Source organism: Bradyrhizobium ingae, assembly GCF_055791185.1.
Window position 1 is genome coordinate 115,479 of record NZ_JBVUBB010000012.1, and the last position, 18,530, is coordinate 134,008.

22 protein-coding genes are annotated in these 18,530 nt (G+C 63.3%); 11 read left to right on the forward strand and 11 right to left on the reverse strand.

The genetic code is table 11. The annotated features are described in order from the left end of the window. Positions 1-62: 62 nt before the first annotated feature. The 4 genes from rpsD (at position 63) to ACV1FX_RS19515 (ending at position 2,398) form a co-directional block, all read left to right on the forward strand. Positions 63-680 (forward strand): 30S ribosomal protein S4, encoded by a 618-nt coding sequence (gene rpsD / locus ACV1FX_RS19500; RefSeq protein ID WP_018647416.1) that lies wholly within the window; start codon positions 63-65, stop codon positions 678-680. Between the two features lie 107 nt (positions 681-787). Continuing rightward, positions 788-1,015 carry a hypothetical protein gene (locus tag ACV1FX_RS19505; RefSeq protein ID WP_473119172.1) on the forward strand — a complete coding sequence of 76 codons (228 nt, stop codon included), beginning with the start codon at positions 788-790 and terminating at the stop codon, positions 1,013-1,015. Positions 1,016-1,177: 162 nt separating this feature from the next. Next, positions 1,178-1,294, forward strand: a complete 117-nt coding sequence (locus ACV1FX_RS19510) for a hypothetical protein (RefSeq protein WP_473119173.1) — start codon at positions 1,178-1,180, stop codon at positions 1,292-1,294. Between the two features lie 36 nt (positions 1,295-1,330). Then, on the forward strand, positions 1,331-2,398 hold the full coding sequence (locus ACV1FX_RS19515) for a threonine aldolase family protein (protein ID WP_473119174.1): 1,068 nt from the start codon (positions 1,331-1,333) through the stop codon (positions 2,396-2,398). Here ACV1FX_RS19515 and ACV1FX_RS19520 read toward each other — a convergent pair whose 3' ends face one another. Genes ACV1FX_RS19520 through grxD form a run of 3 tightly spaced genes read right to left on the reverse strand, consistent with a single transcriptional unit; the run spans position 2,399 to position 4,563 of the window. After that, the gene (locus ACV1FX_RS19520) at positions 2,399-3,676 is read right to left on the reverse strand and encodes a serine hydrolase domain-containing protein (RefSeq protein ID WP_473119175.1); all 1,278 of its coding nucleotides are present in this window, start codon (positions 3,674-3,676) and stop codon (positions 2,399-2,401) included. Positions 3,677-3,678: 2 nt separating this feature from the next. Continuing rightward, positions 3,679-4,227, reverse strand: a complete 549-nt coding sequence (locus ACV1FX_RS19525; RefSeq protein ID WP_473119176.1) for an O-acetyl-ADP-ribose deacetylase — start codon at positions 4,225-4,227, stop codon at positions 3,679-3,681. A gap of 3 nt (positions 4,228-4,230) precedes the next feature. Beyond that, positions 4,231-4,563 (reverse strand): Grx4 family monothiol glutaredoxin, encoded by a 333-nt coding sequence (grxD, locus tag ACV1FX_RS19530; protein WP_473119177.1) that lies wholly within the window; start codon positions 4,561-4,563, stop codon positions 4,231-4,233. Between the two features lie 296 nt (positions 4,564-4,859). Between grxD and egtB the strand changes: the two genes are divergently transcribed. Beyond that, positions 4,860-6,107, forward strand: a complete 1,248-nt coding sequence (gene egtB / locus ACV1FX_RS19535; protein ID WP_473119178.1) for an ergothioneine biosynthesis protein EgtB — start codon at positions 4,860-4,862, stop codon at positions 6,105-6,107. Between the two features lie 51 nt (positions 6,108-6,158). Next, positions 6,159-7,130 (forward strand): L-histidine N(alpha)-methyltransferase, encoded by a 972-nt coding sequence (gene egtD / locus ACV1FX_RS19540; protein ID WP_473119179.1) that lies wholly within the window; start codon positions 6,159-6,161, stop codon positions 7,128-7,130. 14 nt (positions 7,131-7,144) lie between these two features. Here egtD and ACV1FX_RS19545 read toward each other — a convergent pair whose 3' ends face one another. Both ACV1FX_RS19545 and ACV1FX_RS19550 read right to left on the reverse strand, forming a co-directional pair. Then, positions 7,145-8,332 (reverse strand): low temperature requirement protein A, encoded by a 1,188-nt coding sequence (locus tag ACV1FX_RS19545; protein ID WP_473119180.1) that lies wholly within the window; start codon positions 8,330-8,332, stop codon positions 7,145-7,147. Between the two features lie 34 nt (positions 8,333-8,366). Further along, a complete protein-coding gene (locus ACV1FX_RS19550; RefSeq protein WP_027525381.1) occupies positions 8,367-8,603 on the reverse strand; it encodes a BolA family protein in 237 nt (78 codons plus the stop codon). Positions 8,604-8,793: 190 nt separating this feature from the next. On the opposite strand from ACV1FX_RS19550, the gene ACV1FX_RS19555 reads away from it, so the two are divergent. Next, positions 8,794-9,153 (forward strand): DUF427 domain-containing protein, encoded by a 360-nt coding sequence (locus ACV1FX_RS19555; protein ID WP_473119181.1) that lies wholly within the window; start codon positions 8,794-8,796, stop codon positions 9,151-9,153. A gap of 97 nt (positions 9,154-9,250) precedes the next feature. On the opposite strand, the gene ACV1FX_RS19560 is transcribed toward ACV1FX_RS19555, so the two are convergent. After that, positions 9,251-9,424, reverse strand: a complete 174-nt coding sequence (locus ACV1FX_RS19560) for a DUF1328 domain-containing protein (protein WP_473119182.1) — start codon at positions 9,422-9,424, stop codon at positions 9,251-9,253. 199 nt (positions 9,425-9,623) lie between these two features. Between ACV1FX_RS19560 and ACV1FX_RS19565 the strand changes: the two genes are divergently transcribed. Beyond that, complete coding sequence (locus ACV1FX_RS19565; protein WP_473119183.1) at positions 9,624-10,811, forward strand: acyltransferase family protein; 1,188 nt, start codon at positions 9,624-9,626, stop codon at positions 10,809-10,811. A 175-nt stretch (positions 10,812-10,986) separates the two neighbouring features. Here the strand turns inward: ACV1FX_RS19565 and purL are convergent, their stop codons facing one another. Continuing rightward, positions 10,987-13,200, reverse strand: coding sequence for a phosphoribosylformylglycinamidine synthase subunit PurL (gene purL / locus ACV1FX_RS19570; protein WP_473119184.1), 2,214 nt, complete (start codon positions 13,198-13,200; stop codon positions 10,987-10,989). 183 nt (positions 13,201-13,383) lie between these two features. Between purL and ACV1FX_RS19575 the strand changes: the two genes are divergently transcribed. Next, positions 13,384-13,863, forward strand: coding sequence for a PaaI family thioesterase (locus ACV1FX_RS19575; RefSeq protein WP_473119185.1), 480 nt, complete (start codon positions 13,384-13,386; stop codon positions 13,861-13,863). Between the two features lie 75 nt (positions 13,864-13,938). On the opposite strand, the gene purQ is transcribed toward ACV1FX_RS19575, so the two are convergent. After that, complete coding sequence (gene purQ / locus ACV1FX_RS19580; RefSeq protein WP_473119186.1) at positions 13,939-14,640, reverse strand: phosphoribosylformylglycinamidine synthase subunit PurQ; 702 nt, start codon at positions 14,638-14,640, stop codon at positions 13,939-13,941. Between the two features lie 166 nt (positions 14,641-14,806). On the opposite strand from purQ, the gene corA reads away from it, so the two are divergent. Beyond that, on the forward strand, positions 14,807-15,823 hold the full coding sequence (gene corA / locus ACV1FX_RS19585) for a magnesium/cobalt transporter CorA (protein WP_473119187.1): 1,017 nt from the start codon (positions 14,807-14,809) through the stop codon (positions 15,821-15,823). Between the two features lie 10 nt (positions 15,824-15,833). Here the strand turns inward: corA and purS are convergent, their stop codons facing one another. Together purS and purC are read right to left on the reverse strand one after the other, a co-directional pair. Next, a complete protein-coding gene (gene purS / locus ACV1FX_RS19590; protein ID WP_247280678.1) occupies positions 15,834-16,073 on the reverse strand; it encodes a phosphoribosylformylglycinamidine synthase subunit PurS in 240 nt (79 codons plus the stop codon). Between the two features lie 14 nt (positions 16,074-16,087). Beyond that, the gene (gene purC, locus ACV1FX_RS19595) at positions 16,088-16,855 is read right to left on the reverse strand and encodes a phosphoribosylaminoimidazolesuccinocarboxamide synthase (RefSeq protein ID WP_008974302.1); all 768 of its coding nucleotides are present in this window, start codon (positions 16,853-16,855) and stop codon (positions 16,088-16,090) included. 315 nt (positions 16,856-17,170) lie between these two features. Here purC and ACV1FX_RS19600 point away from each other — a divergent pair, with 315 nt between their 5' ends. Continuing rightward, positions 17,171-17,494 (forward strand): DUF1476 domain-containing protein, encoded by a 324-nt coding sequence (locus ACV1FX_RS19600; RefSeq protein ID WP_473119188.1) that lies wholly within the window; start codon positions 17,171-17,173, stop codon positions 17,492-17,494. A 1-nt stretch (position 17,495) separates the two neighbouring features. Here the strand turns inward: ACV1FX_RS19600 and ACV1FX_RS19605 are convergent, their stop codons facing one another. Beyond that, on the reverse strand, positions 17,496-18,479 hold the full coding sequence (locus ACV1FX_RS19605) for a LysR family transcriptional regulator (RefSeq protein ID WP_473119189.1): 984 nt from the start codon (positions 18,477-18,479) through the stop codon (positions 17,496-17,498). Positions 18,480-18,530: the final 51 nt, after the last annotated feature.

Here is an 18,530-nt window from a genome sequence, read left to right on the forward strand (position 1 = left end):
TTTCCCGGTCACACAGGAGGGCGCGTTTCCTCAAACCAACCTAACTCTATCAAGAGGACGCGATGACTAAGCGCAGTGAGGCGAAGTACAAGATCGATCGCCGTATGGGCCAGAACATCTGGGGCCGCCCGAAGAGCCCCGTGAACCGTCGTGAGTACGGCCCTGGCCAGCACGGCCAGCGCCGCAAGGGCAAGCTCTCCGACTTCGGCGTGCAGCTCCGCGCCAAGCAGAAGCTCAAGGGCTACTACGCCAACATCAGCGAGCGCCAGTTCCACGGCATCTATGTCGAGGCGAGCCGCCTGAAGGGCGACACCGGCGAGAACCTGATCGGCCTGTTGGAGCGTCGTCTCGACGCGGTCGTGTACCGCGCCAAGTTCGTCTCCACCATCTTCGCCGCGCGCCAGTTCATCAATCACGGCCACATCAAGGTGAACGGCCGCAAGGTCAACATCTCGAGCTACCAGCTCAAGGTCGGCGACGTGATCGAGGTCAAGGAAGCCTCCAAGCAGCTCGCCCACGTTCTCGAAGCGAGCCAGCTCCCCGAGCGTGACGTGCCCGACTATCTCGAAGTCGATCACGGCAAGATGACCGCGAAATACGCGCGCATCCCCGGCCTCTCCGACGTGCCGTTCCCGGTGCAGATGGAGCCCCATCTGGTCGTCGAATTCTATTCGCGCTGATAACGAAGTTCGAAAGGCCCCGGCAAAACCGGGGCCTTGTCGTTTGGGCTGGTCACTCCCATTTCTCGATCCGCTCGTGCTATGATCGCATGCGATGGAGCTTGATCATGACACGTCTTTTGGACGAGGCCTTTAGCAAGGTATCGATCCTGCCCGACTCCGAGCAGGACGAGCTCGCGCGAGCACTGCTCGAGCTCGCAGGTGTCGACCAACCGCCGATCCAGCTCACAGAGGCAGAAGAGGCCGATCTGGCCGAAGCCGAAGCCGAGATCGCCCGCGGTGAGCTGGCCAATGCTGACGAAGTTCGCGCGATGTGGGCAAAGCACGGGCTGTGAAGGTCCGTTACACACTGCGGGCCCTCGCCCAGATCGACAATGCTTTGACCTACATCGAATCCCGATCACCGCAGGGAGCAGCTCATGTGCGCGACCGCATTGTTGCTCTGATTGCGTTACTGCGACCATCCCTATGCAGGACGGCAGACAACTCGAGCGAGCGTGCGCCGCCTCCCGGTCAATCCCTATCCCTATCTCATCGATTATCGCGTGACCGCGACGGAAATCGTTATTATGCGATTTCGACACGCCGCCCGACGTCCCCTTAAGAGCCGCTGACAACGAGCGAATGGAACTGCCCAAGGAGCAATGCCGATGCTCTATACCCCTCCCCCCGTCGATCCCAAGGCGCCGCCGGTGCGCGTCAACCTGCTCTCGGATACACAGACGCGGCCGACGCCTGCGATGCGCGAGGCGATGGCGCGTGCCGAGGTCGGCGACGAGCAGGTCGGCGACGACCCGACCACGAATGCGCTCTGCGAGCGCGTTGCGGACCTGCTCGGCAAGGAAGCTGCGGTGTTCATGCCCTCGGGCACGATGTGCAACATCACCGCGACGCTGGTGCATTGCCGTCCCGGCGACGAGATCCTCGCGCATGAAACCGCACATATCATCGCACGCGAAGGCGGCGCGCATGCAGCGCTCGGCGGCTTTCAGATTACGCAGCTCCAGGGTCCCGACGGACAGTTCACACCAGAGACGCTCCGCAAGGCGCTCCATCCGCGCACGCGCTATCAGCCGACCCAGAGGGTGGTCAGCGTCGAGCAGACCGCCAACATCGGCGGCGGCACGATCTGGAAGAAGACGGCGCTCGACGAGATCGTCGCGATCGCGAAGCAGAATGGGCTTGCGACTCATATGGACGGCGCGCGCCTGCTCAACGCCACCGTCGCCGCCGGAATCTCGGCACGTGACATGACGGCGGGCTGGGATTCAGCCTGGATCGACTTCTCGAAGGGCCTCGGCGCGCCGATCGGCGGCGTGCTTGCCGGCTCGCGCGACTTCATCGACGCGGTCTGGCAGTGGAAGCAGCGGCTCGGCGGCTCGATGCGGCAGTCCGGCATCTGCGCGGCCGCCTGCATCTATGCGCTCGACCACCATGTCGATCGCCTTGCGGATGACCACGCCAATGCGCGCGCGCTGGCGCGCGGGCTGTCGCAGATCGCAGGGATCGAGGTGCAGGAGCCCGAGACCAATCTCGTATTCTTCAAGCCCGACGGCGCAGGCGTCCCCGGCGACAAGATGGTGGGCGCCTTGCGCCAGCACGGCGTGATGCTTGCGATGATGGATGGCCGCATCCGCGCCTGCACGCATCTCGACGTGACGGCTGCGATGATCGAGGAGACGATCGGCCATGTGCGAGAGATCGCGCGCGGCGCATGATCAGCGCCCCATCGCCTCGTAGACCAGCCGCTTCAATTCGGCCTGGATCGGCCCACGCTGCGACGCCGACTGCATCATGCAGATGACGAACATGTCGTCTGTGGGATCGATGAAGAAGAATGTGCCGCCGACACCGTCCCAGCGATATTCGCCGGCCGGCAGAGGCGGCTTTGCTTCCGTCCGCACCGCAAATCCCAGGCCGAAGCCGCTATCAGGGCCCGGAAAATAGAACTCGGGATCCTTCCCGATCCCGCTCCCCTCGCCGATCTGATCCGACGCCATCAGCGCGACCGTCTCGCGCCTGAGATAGCGCCTTCCGTCGAACTCGCCGCCATTGAGCAGCATCTGCGCAAAGCGCGCATAGTCGCCGATGGTGCCGACCATGCCGGCTCCGCCGGATTCCCAGCGATGCGGTGCGGTGGGCTCCTTGATGCCTGCCACCGGCCGATCGAACCAGTCGCTCGGCAAGGGCTCTGCGATCATGGGGCGCTTGGTATCGTCGGCGACGAAGAACGCCGTATCGCGCATACCGAGGGGATCGAGCAGGCGCGCCTTCTCGAACTGATAGAGTGATTGCCCCGAAACAATTTCGATCACCCGCCCTAGCACGTCCGTCGAATGGCCATAGTCCCATAGCGTCTCCGGCTGCTCGGCCAGCGGCAATCGCGCCAGCCGCGCGACGAATTCTGCATTGTCGGGGTCGTCGTCGAACAAGCCGGCACCCGCATAGAGCTTGCGCACCGGGCTGTCGCCATAGAAGCCATAAGTGATGCCGGAGGTATGACGCAGGAGGTCGCGGATCGTGATCGGCCGCGCCGCCGGCACGAGCAGCAAGCGGCCGTCCGGCTGTGCGACACCAACCTTCACATCAGCAAAAGCCGGAATGTATTTCGAAAGAGCGTCGTCGAGATCCAGCCTGCCGTCGTCGACCAACATCATCGCTGCGACCGAGGTGACCGGCTTCGACATCGAATAGAGGCGGAAGATGGTGTCGTCCGTCATTGGCTGCACCGTCTTCACGTTGCGCAGGCCGAATTTTTCGTAGAGCGCGGGCCTGCCGTGCTGCTGGATCAGCAGGATCGCGCCGGGAATCTTGCCGGCCGTAACCTCGTTGCGAAGATAGTCTCTAACGGGCGCAAGCTTCTGCGGGTCGAGTTCACGTCCGGCAAGCAGGTCTTCCGCCGCTGCAACCGCGGCAAATGCCAGGAGCCCAGCGCAGACAAGCAGCCAACGTATGAGGGCCAGACGTCCTTCGGTGGAACGACGGCCCGGCTTCATCGTCAATCGTCGGCGCTGTGCGCCAACAGCGCCTCACGATGCAAGACAGCACTTGGCTCGGAGAAGCAGCAGAAGATGACCTGAGTAACGGAGGGGGTCGCAGCCAGAGCATCGACCGTGGTGGCGACCGCAATCTGCGCGGCGCGATCCGCCGGGAAACGATAGATGCCGGTCGAAATCGCCGGGAATGCTACCGAAGCGAGATCGTGCTTGCGGCAGAGCTCCATCGAACGGCGATAACAGGAGGCGAGCAGATCGTCTTCGCCGAGGGTGCCGCCATTCCACACCGGACCGACGGTGTGGATCACATGCGCCGCTTTCAGCTGATAACCCCGCGTGATCTTGGCATCGCCCGTCTTGCAGCCATGGAGCATGCGGCACTCGGCGACAAGATCCGGGCCGGCGGCCCGGTGGATCGCACCATCGACACCGCCCCCGCCGAGGAGCGACGTATTGGCGGCGTTGACGATGGCGTCAACGCCGAGCGTGGTGATGTCGGCAACAATGATCTCGAGCTGCGCGCCACCGATCCGGCGCGTCAGCATCGCCAAGGATCAGGCCGCCGCGTTGACGGCAACGCCCTTGTCGGAGAAGAGCTGCTGCAATTCGCCGGCCTGAAACATCTCGCGCACGATGTCACAGCCGCCGATGAACTCGCCCTTCACATAGAGCTGGGGGATGGTCGGCCAGTTCGAATAGACCTTGATGCCGTTGCGCAGCTCGGCCGATTCGAGAACGTTGAGGCCCTTATAGCCGACCCCGAGATGGTCGAGGATCTGCACGACCTGGCCGGAGAAACCGCACTGCGGAAATTGCGGCGTGCCCTTCATGAACAGAACCACGTCGTTCGACTTCACTTCGCTGTCGATGAATTCCTCGATGCTCATATCAATGTCCTTCCGGGGCGGAGCCCTTATCGCTTCGGGCCGGCTCAGCCATCTAACCCGATACCTGCCCCTATATGTAGCGCAAACTATTGGACATCCAAAGTAAAATGGCGGCGACGAAGCCCTGCCATGCGGCCGGATCGCCAGTTCAAGCCCCGGCCGAGCCATAGCCTGATGGCTCTAATATGATCACCGAGGAGGACTTTTATCCCGTAACGGAGGCCCTATCTAGGACGAACCTGTCTCTTGGAACCGAGCTACGCCTGCAACGTTTTCTTGTCCACCTGGAGAAAACCGTGACGAAACAAGCCTCCGCGACGGCCAGCCCGCTCCCTGCGTCACCGTTCTCCGAATCCGGCAGCCTCGCCGAGGCGCTCGTGGATGCCTTTGTGTCGGTCCGCAACGAGACCGAGCGCCGCGCCGCGCCGCTCAGCGCGGAAGATCAGCAGATCCAGTCCATGCCAGATGCGAGTCCGGCGAAATGGCACCGCGCGCATACGACCTGGTTCTTCGAGCAGTTTCTGCTCGGCGAGCACTGTTCGGGCTACAAGCCCTTCCATCCCGACTTCGCATTTCTGTTCAATTCCTATTACGTCAGCGCCGGCCCACGTCATGCCCGGCATCGCCGCGGCGACATCACGCGACCGAGCGCGGAGCAAGTCACGGCCTATCGGGCCTACGTCGATGCTGCCGTCGTGAGATTCTTCCGCGAGATGGACGAGGCCAAGCTTCACGCGATCCGCCCGCTCGTCGAAATCGGCCTCAATCACGAGCAGCAACACCAGGAATTGATGTTCACGGACATCCTCCACGCCTTTGCGCAGAATCCGGTCCTGCCCGCTTACGATCCCGAGTGGCGCTTCCCGGCCCCGAACCAAACCGGCGCAAAATGGCTTCCCCTGAACGAAGGCATTCACAGCATCGGACATGCCGACGACAGCTTTCATTTCGACAATGAGAAGCCGGCGCATCGCGCGCTCGTCGGCCCGGTGCGGATCGCACGAAATCTCGTCACCAATGCCGAGTGGCTCGCTTTCATGAAGGACGGCGGCTATTCGACGCCGGCGCTCTGGCTGATGGATGGGTTTGCCGCGGTCAGCAACGAGGGCTGGCAGGCGCCGGGCCACTGGCGCGAGATCGATGGTCGCTGGCACATGATGACGCTCGCCGGCCTCAAGCCGATCGATCCCGAGGCGGCCCTGTGCCACGTCAGCTATTACGAGGCGGATGCGTTCGCGCGCTGGGCCGGAAAGCACCTGCCGACCGAGATGGAATGGGAGGTCGCGGCCCGCGCCGGCCAGCTCAACGATGCCTTCGGCATCGTCTGGCAATGGACCCGCAGCTCATATTCGCCCTATCCCGGTTACCGCGCCGTGGAAGGCTCGCTCGGCGAGTACAACGGCAAGTTCATGGTCAATCAATTGGTACTTCGCGGCTCTTCGCTTGCAACTCCGGACGGGCACAGCCGTATCACCTATCGCAACTTCTTCTATCCGCACCACCGTTGGCAGTTCACGGGATTACGCCTCGCCGACTACGAGTAAAGTTTCATCCGACGATCAATGCGCGCCGGACAGCGCGTTCAGGAGAGTATCATGAATGTGCACGCCAGCGCTTTGGCCGAAGCCCATCTTCCTGACGAACAGACCACCGCCTTTGCCCGCGACGCCATCGGAGATCTGTCGCAGCAGCCGAAAAGACTGTCACCGAAATATTTCTACGACGCGACGGGATCAGAGCTGTTCGAGGCGATCACGCGCCTGCCGGAATATTACCCGACGCGCACCGAACTCTCGATCCTGCGCGAGCGCGGCAGCGAGATCGCGAAAATCATCCCGGAGCATGCGGCACTGGTCGAGTTCGGCGCCGGCGCGACAACCAAGGTTCGCCTGCTCCTGAAGCAATGCAAGTTCGCCGCCTATGTGCCCGTCGATATATCCGGCGATTTCCTTCAGGAACAGGCAAATGGCTTGCGACGGGATTTCCCTTCGCTCGGCATCCACCCGGTCGCCGCCGACTTCACCACGCCGTTTGAGCTGCCGCCAGCCGTCGCCGCGCTGCCCAAGGTCGGCTTCTTCCCCGGCTCGACCATCGGCAATTTCGAGCCGCACGAAGCCCAGGCCTTCCTGAAAAGCGCGCGCGAGATTCTCGGCCGGGGCGCGCTGATGATCATCGGCGCCGACCTCGAAAAGGACGAGCGCGTGCTTCACGACGCCTACAACGATGCAGCCGGTGTCACTGCCCGCTTCAATCTCAACGTGCTCGTCCGCATCAACCGCGAGCTCGGCGGCAATTTCGATCTCTCCGCCTTCACCCATCGCGCGATCTACAATCGCGAGCAGCACCGCATCGAGATGCACCTGATCAGCAGGAAGAACCAGACCGTGCGCATGCTGGGCACGAGCTTCTCGTTCCGGGCGGGCGAGAGCATTCATACCGAGAACAGCTACAAATACAGTCTGGAGCGGTTCGCAGCGTTGGCGCGCGGTGCCGGCTGGCAAGTGCGAGAGACCTGGACCGATTCGGCGCGGATGTTCTCGGTGCATGCGCTGGTCACGTCTGACTAGGCCAGACAACCGGCTCAATCGGCCTCGTCAGGCTTCGCGCGCAACGACACGGACTCCCACACCGCCACCACGATCAGGATCGCCGTCGTCGCGATCGACAGCCAGAGCGGCGACAGCTCGCTGCCGAACCAGCCAAGACCTAGCAGCGCGACGATGCCGACGCCGTGCGAGAGCTGGAGGAAGCCGCGGATGGTGTGCTTGAACAGGATCGTGCCAACCAGGAACACCAGGGGACCGCCGACCGTGCTCAATACCGTCCTGAGATCGGAATGCCCAGTGGGATGCTTCAGCACGAGCTCATCGGACACGGCGGTCAGGATGATGCCGGCAATGATCGGCATGTGCAGGTAGGTGTAGGCGAGCCGCGCCAGCCGCCCGGATTCGGCCGATTTCGAGATCAGCTCGGAGCCCGCCTCGGCGCCCTTGTGGAAATAGATCCACCACATCACGATGCTGCCGAGGAGAGCTGCCAGGAAGGCAGAGATATTTTCGCCGGTCCAGCTCAGCTCGGCAAAGGTCGCGCCGTTGACGACGATGGCCTCGCCGAGCGCGATGATGATGAAGCCGGCGCAGCGCTCGGCCATATGGCCACCCTCGACGCTCCAGGCCTCCATCGAGGAAAATCCCAGCTTCGGGACCCAGAAGCGCGCGGCCGGCGAGATGTATTCGAAGGCGACGGCCGCGAGCCAGAACCACAGCCGCCTCTCGCCCTCCGCAAATCCGCCCGCGATCCACAGCACGGCAGAGACGGAAAGCCAGGCCAGGATGCGGATCGCATTGTGCCGCACCAGGATCCGGTGCGGCGGCGTTGCGAACAGCCAGAAGGCGGTACGTCCTACCTGCATCGATGCGTACGCAATCGCAAACCACAGCCCGCGTCCCTCGAAGGCCGTCGGGATCGAGATCGACAGCACGAGGCCGCCCAGCATCATCAGGAACAGCAGGACGCGGACCGGCGTCAGCTCGGGGTTCAGCCAGTTCGTGACCCAGGCGGTGTAGACCCAGACCCACCATACCGCGAGGAACAGCAGCGTGACCTGCACCGCGCCGAGCGGCGTAAAACGGCCGAGCAGCGTGTGCGAAATCTGCGTGACGGCGTAGACGAAGACGAGATCGAAGAACAGCTCGACATAGGTCACGCGGCTAGGCTGGTCCGGCACGATGACACGAAACATCGCGCCGCGTGGATTTTCCGCAGCCATAACCTACCCCGGCGGCAAAAAGATCAATTCGACATCAGCTTCCGGGCACGCCGGTTTGCAGCGCCAGCGCGTGAAGCACGCCGCCCATCTGGCCGCGTAGCGACTGATAGACGATCTGGTGCTGCTGGACGCGGGACTTGCCACGGAAGGATTCCGAGATCACGGTCGCGGCGTAATGGTCGCCGTCACCGGCGAGGTCCCGGATCGTCACCTCGGCATCGGGGATCGCTGCCTTGATCATCGCCTCGATATCGTGGGCGTCCATTGGCATTCTGCTCTCGCTCCTGTCTTGGCAATTCAAGCTTTCGAATCACTTGCCGGGGTCCCCTGGACCGGCAGGCCCAAACTTAGCGTGAACGGCCTTCTGGGTCACGCTTCCCGGCACTATATTCTCCCCACTAGCGGGATAAAGGCACGACAAAGTGCCGCGCGCGGCCAATCGACCAAAAAGGCGTGAAATCATGAAGCTTCCGGGCCCCGACCACCCCATCACCATCACTCACAATCCCAGGCGCGTCCGCGTGACGGCGGGCGACGTCGTGATCGCCGACACCACGAAGGCCCTGACGCTGAAGGAGGCCCGGTATCCGGCCGTCCAATATGTGCCGCGGGAAGACGCCAACATGGCGTTGCTCGAGCGAACTGACCGCGTCACCCATTGTCCCTACAAGGGCGACGCGAGCTATTTCAGCGTCAAGGCCGACGGCAAGACGCTGGACAATGCGATCTGGACCTACGAGACGCCGTTCCCCGCCATGACCGATATCTCCGGCTATCTCGCCTTCTATCCGGACAAGGTGAAGATCGAGGAAGTCGGGTAGCCCCGTCATTCCGGGCGATGCGAAGCATCGAACTATGGTGCGCAGTTGCGCGCCTGAGGGCTGGTGCTAACGCACCATCCCGGACTGACGAGCTCAGCTACGCCCTGAAGATCGTGAGCCCCAACACCAGAAGCACCAGGAAGATCACGACGAAAACGTAGAACAGGAAGCGCGCGACGTCGGCGGACGCAGCCGAAACGCCGGTGAAGCCGAGCACGCCGGCCACGATCGAGATCAACAGGAAGATCAGCGCCCATTTCAGGATGGTCATCGCCTGCTCCGCGAGGTCCACACCGCCAAGGAGGGCGGGTATTTGAAAACTTCGTGAACTTTAACGTGCAGGGGATAGACCGGTTCCTCCGCCACTGGTACGGCCGCGAGACGAAGCATAGCCAGGCTAAACAGAACTTGCTGAATTCCCGGCGCGGCGGCAACATCCGCACCCAGGGAAGGATGCAACCGGGGCGAACATGACAACGATTTCACCTGCGGCGACGGCTGGCGTTGAGGTCAGCGCAACTCCCAAGAGCAAGGCGCGAAACCTGTCGCTGGATCGGGCGCGCACATTCCTGACGCTGGTGGTGCTGCTGCATCACTCCGTCATCCCCTATACCTATTTCGGTCACACCGATCCGACCGAGTGGATCGGGTTCGACTTGATCGTGCTCGCCAATGACTCGTTCTTCATGGCGATGTTCTTCTTCCTGTCGGGCCTGTTCGTCTGGCCCGGCCTCGGTCACAAGGCGCCGCTGGCCTTCATCCGCGACCGCCTGCTGCGGCTCGGCCTGCCATTTGCGGTCTGCGCGCTGACGCTGATCCCGCTCGCCTACTACGCGCTGGCATTGCAGGGCGGCTCCGATCTCACCTTCCCGGCGTTCTGGTGGAAGACGGTGACGGTCGGGCCATGGCCAAGCGGCCCGATCTGGTTCGTCTGGGTGCTGCTCGCCTTCGACGTCACGGCGTGCCTGCTCTACCGGGTCTCGTCGACGCTGGTATTTCCGATCAACCGGGTCTCACAATTGGGCTTCAAGGAGCCGTGGCGGTTCTGGCTGCTGCTCTGGATCGTCACCGAGATCGCCTACATCCCGATGCTGATCCATTACGGCGTCAATCACTGGTTCGAATTCGGGCCGTTCTCGGTGCAGGCGAGCCGCCTCCTGCTCTACGCCTCCTATTTCTTCATCGGCGCCGGCGTCGGCTGTGCCGGCATGGCCACCGGCGTGCTGGGCCCGGACGGCCAGTTGCCGAAAAGCCGATGGAGCTGGCTGTTCGTGACGCTCCTTCCCTATGCGGGCATGTGGTGCATGATCTACGTCAAGCGCGAGATCCTGGGCAATCCGCCTCATCTGCCGTGGTGGTACCATGCAGTCTACGGCTCGTTCTTTGTGCTGTTCTCGGCCGCAATCCTGCTGACGATCCTCGCCTTCTTCCTGCACTCGAAAGCACCGGGACCGACGTTGCTCGACCGCATGCAAGGCGAAGCCTACGGCATGTTCCTGGTGCACTATCCGATCGTGCTATGGATCCAATACTGGCTGTTCGACGTCAGCGTGCCGGCGATCGTGAAGGCGACGATCGCGTTCGTGCTCACGGTGATCTTGAGCTGGGCCGCCACCGCTGCGCTACGGAAGATCCCCGGCGCTACGCGGGTGTTGTGAGGCTCAAGAGCCGCAGCCCGGATGAGCGAAGTGACATCCGGGAAACCGCGTAAAGTAAAGGAAACAATCCAGACCGTCTCCGCGGAGAGATTCTGGATCGCTTCGCGGAGCCTGTCATCGGGCGGCGCTTCGCGCGGACCCGGTGGCACGGAATGACGGAGAATGCGGCAGCAACTTACGCCACCTTCGCGCCCATGTACTCCGGCAGCCAGCGCTCAAAGGCCGTGCGCAGCGACTCGATCTTGACCGGCGCCTCGCCGGCAATCGCGATCGTGTCGCCGCCGGTGGTTCCGATGCGCACGCAGGGCACCTCGCAGCCGCGCATTTTCGCGAGCACGAGGCCGGCCTGCGTCTCAGGCACGGTCACGATGTAGCGCGCCTGGTCCTCGCCGAACCAATAGGCGTGCGGCACGAGCGCGGCCGGCGCAGCCAGAAGGCGCGCGCCGATGCCGCTGGCCATCGCCATCTCGGCCAGCGCGATCAAAAGGCCGCCGTCGGAAAGATCGTGCGCCGCGGTCGCGGTGCCCGCATGGATCATGCCGCGCACGACATCGCCATTGCGCTTCTCGGCGGCGAGATCGACCGGCGGTGGCGCACCCTCCTCGCGACCGCAGATGTCGCGCAGGTAGACCGACTGGCCGAGCCAGCCATGGGTCTCGCCGATCAACAGGATCGCCTCGCCCTCGGCCTTGAAGGCGAGCGACGCGGATTTCGTGAAATCATCGAGCACGCCGACGCCGCCGATCGAGGGCGTCGGCAGGATCGCGCGGCCGTTGGTCTCGTTGTAGAGCGAGACGTTGCCGGACACGACCGGGAAATCCAGCGCGCGGCAGGCTTCCGAAATGCCCTTCAGGCAGCCGACGAACTGGCCCATGATCTCGGGCCGCTCCGGATTGCCGAAGTTGAGATTGTCGGTGATCGCGAGCGGCTTGCCGCCGACCGCGGTGATGTTGCGCCAGGCTTCGGCCACCGCCTGCTTGCCGCCCTCGAACGGATCGGCCTCGCAATAGCGCGGCGTGACGTCGACGGTCATCGCGAGGCCCTTCGGCCCGTCCTCTACGCGCACGACGGCGGCATCGCCGCCGGGACGCTGCAGCGTGTTGCCGAGAATGACGTGATCGTACTGCTCCCAGACCCAGCGCTTGCTGCAGAGCTCTGGCGTGCCGATGAGCTTTTCGAGCGCGGCACCGATGCCCATCGGCGCCGCCACTTCGCGCGCATGCACGACCGGCAGTGCGCCTGAGGCGACATGCGGCCGGTCATAGACCGGCGCCTCGTCGCCAAGCTCCTTGATCGGCAGGTCGGCCATGACGTCACCGCCATGCTTGACCACGAAGCGCTTGCTGGGCGTGGTGTAGCCGACCACGGCGAAATCCAGCCCCCACTTCTTGAAGATCGCCTCGGCCTCTTTCTCCTTCTCGGGCTTGAGCACCATGAGCATGCGCTCCTGGCTTTCCGAGAGCATCATCTCGTAGGCGCTCATGCCGGTCTCGCGCGTCGGCACCGCGTCGAGGTCGAGATCGACACCGAGGTCGCCCTTGGCGCCCATTTCGACTGCCGAACATGTGAGCCCCGCCGCACCCATGTCCTGGATCGCGATGACACAGCCCTTTTCCATGATCTCGAGGCAGGCTTCGAGCAGAAGCTTTTCGGCGAAGGGATCGCCGACCTGCACGGTCGGACGCTTCTCCTCCGACTTGTCGTCGAACTCGGCCGACGCCATCGAGGCGCCGTGAATGCCGTCGCGCCCCGTCTTGGAGCCCAAATAGACGATTGGCATGTTCACGCCGGAGGCCGCCGCATAGAAGATCTTGTCGGCATCGGCGAGACCGACCGCCATGGCGTTGACGAGGATGTTGCCGTCATAGCGGGTGTGGAAGCGCACCTGCCCGCCGACCGTCGGCACGCCGAAGGAATTGCCGTAGCCGCCGACGCCGGCGACCACGCCGGAGACGAGGTGCCGCGTCTTGGGATGCTCGGGTGCGCCAAAGCTCAGCGCGTTGAGGCAGGCAATGGGGCGCGCACCCATGGTGAAGACGTCGCGCAAGATGCCGCCGACGCCGGTGGTCGCGCCTTGATAGGGCTCGATATAGCTCGGGTGGTTGTGGCTCTCCATCTTGAAGACCACCGCCTGCCCGTCGCCGATGTCGATCACGCCGGCGTTCTCGCCGGGGCCCTGGATCACCCAGGGTGCTTTCGTCGGCAGGCCGCGGAGATGGATGCGCGAGGATTTATAGGAGCAGTGCTCGTTCCACATCGCCGAGAAGATGCCGAGCTCGGTGAAGGTCGGCTCCCGCCCGATCAGCTTGAGGATGCGCTCATACTCATCGGGCTTGAGCCCGTGGGCGGCGACCAGTTCGGGGGTGATCTTCGGTTCGTTCTTGAGCATGGATTCGGCGCTTTCGGCGGGGTCTGGCCGTTCTTAGGAACATCCACGGCCTGGGAAAAGCCCTTTAAGGCGCATTTTCCCACTGTCCATAGTTTTGCAGAAGAGGCCCGCGGGAGCAGGAATTGCACGGCGCGGACGGATCGGATTTAAGGGCAAAATCCCCTCATTTGAAGGCCCTATTCCTTGCACGAGCTGACCAAGACGACTTCTTCCCCCCGCCCCGACCTGCACGTCGCGACCGAGGGGGAATTCAAGGGCTGGCAAACCTGGATTCGCGACAGTTTTGAGAACCATATCGGCCCCTTCTGGCACCGCTTCGAGGAGGACGGCCACGTCCGCTGCGCCTTCCGGGTCGAGAAAAAGCACCTCAACGGGTCCCAGAACGTCCACGGCGGATGCTTCATGGCGTTCGCCGATTACTGCCTGTTCGCGATCGGCCGCCATGCGCTGCAGGGTCGGGGTGTGACCGTCAATTTTGGCTGCGAATTCCTCGATGCCGGCCACGAGGGCGAACTGATCGAATGCACCGGCGAGGTCACCCGCGCCGGCGGCTCGCTGATCTTCCTGCGCGGGGAGATGATGGCCGGCGAGCGCAGGCTGTTCACCTTCTCCGGCACGATCAAGCGGGTAAAGCGGAAGGCGCCATCATCGACCGGCGCTTAGCAATCCATAGTTGTCTGGTTCGCGCTGGTCTTTCGCGCGATCCAACACCCCTCCGTCAGCGTCCCGTAAGGGGATTCACGCCGCGCGATCGAGATGCGCGACGAGGCCGGCGAACAGGCCGCGCCCATCCGTGCAGCCCATGATGTCTTCGACGTGGTTTTCCGGATGCGGCATCATGCCGAGCACGTTACCCTTGTCGTTGACGATGCCGGCGATGGAATGGGCCGCGCCGTTGATGTTGCTGATATCGTCGACCACGCCTTCGGCCGAGCAGTAGCGATAGAGCACCCGGCCCTCGCCTTCGAGGCGCTTGATGGTCTCCTCATCCGCCTCGTAATTGCCCTCGCCATGGGCAACCGGTACGCGGATCACCTGGCCGGCATTGTAGCCGCGGGTGAACGGCGTATCGGAACGTTCGACGCGAAGATGCACGTCGTGACAGATGAACTTGAGCCGCGCATTGCGCATCAGCACGCCCGGCAACAGGCCGGACTCGCAGAGGATCTGAAAACCGTTGCAGACGCCGAGCACGAGGCCGCCCTTGGCCGCATAGTCGCGCACCGCGTCCATTACCGGCGCGCGTGCCGCGATGGCGCCGCAGCGCAAATAATCGCCGTAGGAGAAGCCGCCTGGCACTACGACGAGATCGGTCCCAACGGGGAGCGACGTCTCGGCGTGCCAGACCATCGCCGGCTCGTGTCCCGAGATCAGCTTCAACGCCCGCGCCATGTCGCGCTCGCGGTTGATTCCGGGAAAGACGAGGATAGCGGCTTTCATGGCTTTGAGTTCCGAAGCGAGGAATGGAATCGGGCTGGCCGGCGGCCAAATCGTGAGGAGACATAACCATTTGACGCGGATTTTACCAGTGCTAGCCTCACTTGGCCGCCTTGTGCACAGGCCATAACCGCCCTCTGGCCGAACGATTTTGCCGGGAATTGAAGTCATGAACGTGCCGTCGTCGCTCACCTCCTCAGCCGAGCCGATTTCCACCGAGGGCGTCGTTGCGGCCGGCGCCTATGTCGACGGCCGGCGCGTCGCCAACATCGCGATCAGCGAAGCCTCCAGCTGGCGGGCGAAGCCCGGGCATGTCGTCTGGATCGGGTTGCACGAGCCCGACATGTCGCTGCTCAGCGCCGTGCAGAAGCAATTCGATCTCCACGAGCTCGCGATCGAGGACGCCAACCACGCCCATCAGCGGCCGAAGATCGAGCAGTATGGCGAGGCGCTGTTCATCGTCGCTCGGACTGCGCAGCTGATCGACGGCCGCATCGCGTTCGGCGAGACGCACATCTTCGTCGGCGACGGTTATCTCGTCACCGTCCGTCACGGCGCCTCGACGTCCTATACGACGGTGCGCGAACGCTGCGAGAGCTGCCCGCGGGCGCTGGCGCGCGGCGAGGACTACATCCTCTATGCGATCCTCGATTTCATCGTCGACAACTACTCCCCCGTGCTCGAAAGCATTCACGATGAGGTCGAGGGGATCGAGGACGACGTGCTCTCGAAGCCGATCAGCAAGGCGCAGATCGAGCGGCTCTACATGCTGCGCCGCGACCTCCTGCGGCTGCGCAATGCGATCGGCCCGCTGGTCGAAGTCTGCCGCCGGCTGGAGCATGACGAGCTGTCGATGGTCCGCCCCACCATGCAGCCATTGTTCCGCGACGTCACCGATCACGTCAGGAATATCCAGGAGCGCATTGATTCCATGCGCGAGGTGCTCGCGTTCGCGTTTGAAGCAAGCCTCCTGGTCGGCCAGGCGCAGGAGACCGCGGTCTCGAAGAAACTCGCCTCATGGCTCGCGATCCTCGCCATCCCCACCGCGCTTGCCGGCATCTACGGCATGAACTTCAAGAACATGCCGGAGCTGCAATGGGAGTACGGCTATTACGCCCTGCTCAGCGTCATGGTGATCTCATGCACCGCGCTCTACTGGCGCTTCCGCCGTGCGGGATGGCTGTAAGCCGCCCCTCTCAGACGATCTCGACGCGATAGTTCTCGATCACAGTGTTCGCCAGCAGCTTGTCGGCAGCCTCCTTCAGCGCCGCCTCCGCCTTGGCCTTGTCGGCGCCGGCGAGCTCGATATCGAACACCTTGCCCTGACGGACGCTGGCGATGCCATCGACGCCGAGCGATTTCAGCGCGCCTTCGATGGCCTTGCCCTGCGGATCCAGAATGCCCGTCTTCAGGGTAACGGTGACACGTGCCTTCACGTCGATAATCCCTCTTAGCTCTTCACCAGCACCGGGCCCGAGCCCGCCGGACGCTCGTTCTCCATGAGGATGCCGAGGCGCTTTGCGACTTCGGTATAGGCCTCCAGGAGCCCGCCGAGGTCCCTGCGGAAGCGGTCCTTGTCGAGCTTCTCGTTCGACTTGATGTCCCACAGACGGCAGGAGTCCGGCGAGATCTCGTCGGCGACGATGATGCGCATCATCTCGTTCTCGAACAGGCGGCCGCATTCCATCTTGAAGTCGACGAGGCGGATGCCGATGCCGAGGAAGAGGCCGGTGAGGAAGTCGTTGACGCGAATGGCAAGCGCCATGATGTCGTCGATCTCCTGCGGCGTCGCCCAGCCGAAGGCGGTGATGTGCTCTTCCGACACCATGGGGTCATTGAGCTGGTCGTTCTTGTAGTAGAATTCGATGATCGAGCGCGGGAGCTGCGTGCCCTCCTCGATGCCGAGCCGCTGCGACAGCGAACCCGCGGCAACGTTCCGCACCACCACCTCGAGCGGCACGATCTCGACCTCACGGATCAACTGCTCGCGCATGTTGAGGCGGCGGATGAAATGGGTCGGCACCCCGATGTCGTTGAGGTGCTGAAACAGGTACTCCGAGATCCGGTTGTTGAGGACGCCCTTGCCCTCGATCACCTGGTGCTTCTTCGCATTGAACGCGGTGGCGTCGTCCTTGAAGTGCTGGATCAGGGTGCCGGGCTCGGGACCTTCGTAAAGAACCTTTGCCTTGCCTTCATAAATGCGACGCCGACGGCTCATGGGGATGTACCGTGTTTTGTTAAAATCCATGAATTTGGTGTGCTCCGGTTGACAAGGATTAGAACCCACAGCGGAGCTGCCGTGAACGGTCCGGAACCCATAGAAACAGAACAGGAACCAAACCTTTAGGCAACCTATCCGATTGGCTGTCCCAGCACAATCGATCCGGCTCTTCCGGTACCAACTTATACCGTCTTGCCTGCGGCTTAACGGCTCATTGGTCTGCCGATTCGTGCCCCTTATCTAGGCATCGGCCGGGGTCACCGCAACGCGGCGTCGCGGCCGGATTCAGGTAAGGGAAATGGAACGGAAAGCATGACCACGTTGGACAAGCGCGAGGAAGGTTTCGAGAAGAAATTCGCCCTCGACGAGGAGCAGAAATTCAAGGCCGAGGCCCGCCGCAACAGGATGCTCGGCCTGTGGGCCGCCGAGAAGCTTGGCATCACCGGAGAGGCGGCAGCGGCCTATGCCAAGGAGGTGGTCGCAGCCGATTTCGAGGAAGCCGGCGACGGCGACGTCCTGCGCAAGGTTTTGGGCGACTTTTCGGCCAAGGGCGTGGCCCTCACCCAGGAGGCGATTCGCGCCAAGATGACCGAGCTGCTGGCCGTGGCGGCGATCGAGGTCAAGGCCGGGAAATAGCTCACGCCTTCTCTTCAGCGCGCCGGCGCGCATGTGTTTTGCGCGCCGCGCGAAGTTTCCGGGGACGCTCGGCCACGACGGCACTGACGGCGCTGTAGTCACGCCGGATCGCCTCCAGCAATTGCCGCGCGGCCATGCTCAAAAATCCGCCGCGCCGGGTAACGACAGCCACATCGTGGCTTGCCGAGAGATCGCCGACGGCAATGGTCGACATGGTGCCCGAGGCCATCTCCTCGGCCACGTGGCTATGCGCGAGCAGCGCAAGGCCGAAGCCCGATTCGATGAGGCGCTTCTGCGCGGTGAGGCTGTCGACCGGTGTCCAGTCCACCTCGCCCAAACCGTGCGTCAGAAACAACGCAAAGACGTGGGAGGCCGCAATCTCGCGGCGCCCGGGGATCGCTGGAAACGCGATCCAGCGTTGTCCGCGAAGCTCGGCGAGCCGTCTGACGCGCTTGCCGGCGAGCGGATGCTCAGGCGCGCACACGACCTGCAGCCGCTCGGTCAGGATCGGCTCGCACGCGAGGTCGGCCGACCGGTCGACATTGTAGCGTAGGCCGATCGTCGCCTCGCCGCGGCGGATGAGATCGCTGACCTCCGTGCTGGTGGCGGTGCGAAGTGTGAGCGCAACGTCCGGATGCGCTCGCGCAAATCCTTTCATGATCTCCGACAGGCGACTGTCAGCGAGTGTGCCGGTCACGGCGAGCGAGACCGGCCCTGAATTCTGCTTCGTGAGCGCGCGTATCGCCTGCTCGGCATCCTGCGCGGCCGCCACGGCGCGCTCGGCATAGGGGACCAGCACGCGCCCGGCATCGCTCAGCAACGTCCGGCCTGCGACCCGCTCGAACAGGGGCACGCCGAGTTCTTCCTCCAGCAGCGCAATGCGGCGCGAGATCGCGGGCTGCGAGCGATGCAGCACCTTCGCCGCATTCGAGATCCCTCCCCTGCGGTGAACGGTCAGGAACGTATCGAGGGCATCGCTGTCCATCACGGACCTCATGCAAAAACCTGATGATGCGGAGAGAAATAACAAATTTGG

What these genes read in the sequence shown, in the direction of transcription:
- rpsD (WP_018647416.1), top strand. Translation starts at nt 63, where the DNA reads ATGACTAAGCGCAGTGAGGCGAAGTACAAGATCGATCGCCGTATGGGC.
- ACV1FX_RS19505 (WP_473119172.1), top strand. Translation starts at nt 788, where the DNA reads ATGACACGTCTTTTGGACGAGGCCTTTAGCAAGGTATCGATCCTGCCC.
- ACV1FX_RS19515 (WP_473119174.1), top strand. Translation starts at nt 1,331, where the DNA reads ATGCTCTATACCCCTCCCCCCGTCGATCCCAAGGCGCCGCCGGTGCGC.
- ACV1FX_RS19520 (WP_473119175.1), bottom strand. Translation starts at nt 3,676, where the DNA reads ATGAAGCCGGGCCGTCGTTCCACCGAAGGACGTCTGGCCCTCATACGT.
- grxD (WP_473119177.1), bottom strand. Translation starts at nt 4,563, where the DNA reads ATGAGCATCGAGGAATTCATCGACAGCGAAGTGAAGTCGAACGACGTG.
- egtD (WP_473119179.1), top strand. Translation starts at nt 6,159, where the DNA reads ATGAATGTGCACGCCAGCGCTTTGGCCGAAGCCCATCTTCCTGACGAA.
- ACV1FX_RS19545 (WP_473119180.1), bottom strand. Translation starts at nt 8,332, where the DNA reads ATGGCTGCGGAAAATCCACGCGGCGCGATGTTTCGTGTCATCGTGCCG.
- ACV1FX_RS19550 (WP_027525381.1), bottom strand. Translation starts at nt 8,603, where the DNA reads ATGCCAATGGACGCCCACGATATCGAGGCGATGATCAAGGCAGCGATC.
- ACV1FX_RS19555 (WP_473119181.1), top strand. Translation starts at nt 8,794, where the DNA reads ATGAAGCTTCCGGGCCCCGACCACCCCATCACCATCACTCACAATCCC.
- ACV1FX_RS19560 (WP_473119182.1), bottom strand. Translation starts at nt 9,424, where the DNA reads ATGACCATCCTGAAATGGGCGCTGATCTTCCTGTTGATCTCGATCGTG.
- ACV1FX_RS19565 (WP_473119183.1), top strand. Translation starts at nt 9,624, where the DNA reads ATGACAACGATTTCACCTGCGGCGACGGCTGGCGTTGAGGTCAGCGCA.
- purL (WP_473119184.1), bottom strand. Translation starts at nt 13,200, where the DNA reads ATGCTCAAGAACGAACCGAAGATCACCCCCGAACTGGTCGCCGCCCAC.
- purQ (WP_473119186.1), bottom strand. Translation starts at nt 14,640, where the DNA reads ATGAAAGCCGCTATCCTCGTCTTTCCCGGAATCAACCGCGAGCGCGAC.
- corA (WP_473119187.1), top strand. Translation starts at nt 14,807, where the DNA reads ATGAACGTGCCGTCGTCGCTCACCTCCTCAGCCGAGCCGATTTCCACC.
- purC (WP_008974302.1), bottom strand. Translation starts at nt 16,855, where the DNA reads ATGAGCCGTCGGCGTCGCATTTATGAAGGCAAGGCAAAGGTTCTTTAC.
- ACV1FX_RS19600 (WP_473119188.1), top strand. Translation starts at nt 17,171, where the DNA reads ATGACCACGTTGGACAAGCGCGAGGAAGGTTTCGAGAAGAAATTCGCC.
- ACV1FX_RS19605 (WP_473119189.1), bottom strand. Translation starts at nt 18,479, where the DNA reads ATGGACAGCGATGCCCTCGATACGTTCCTGACCGTTCACCGCAGGGGA.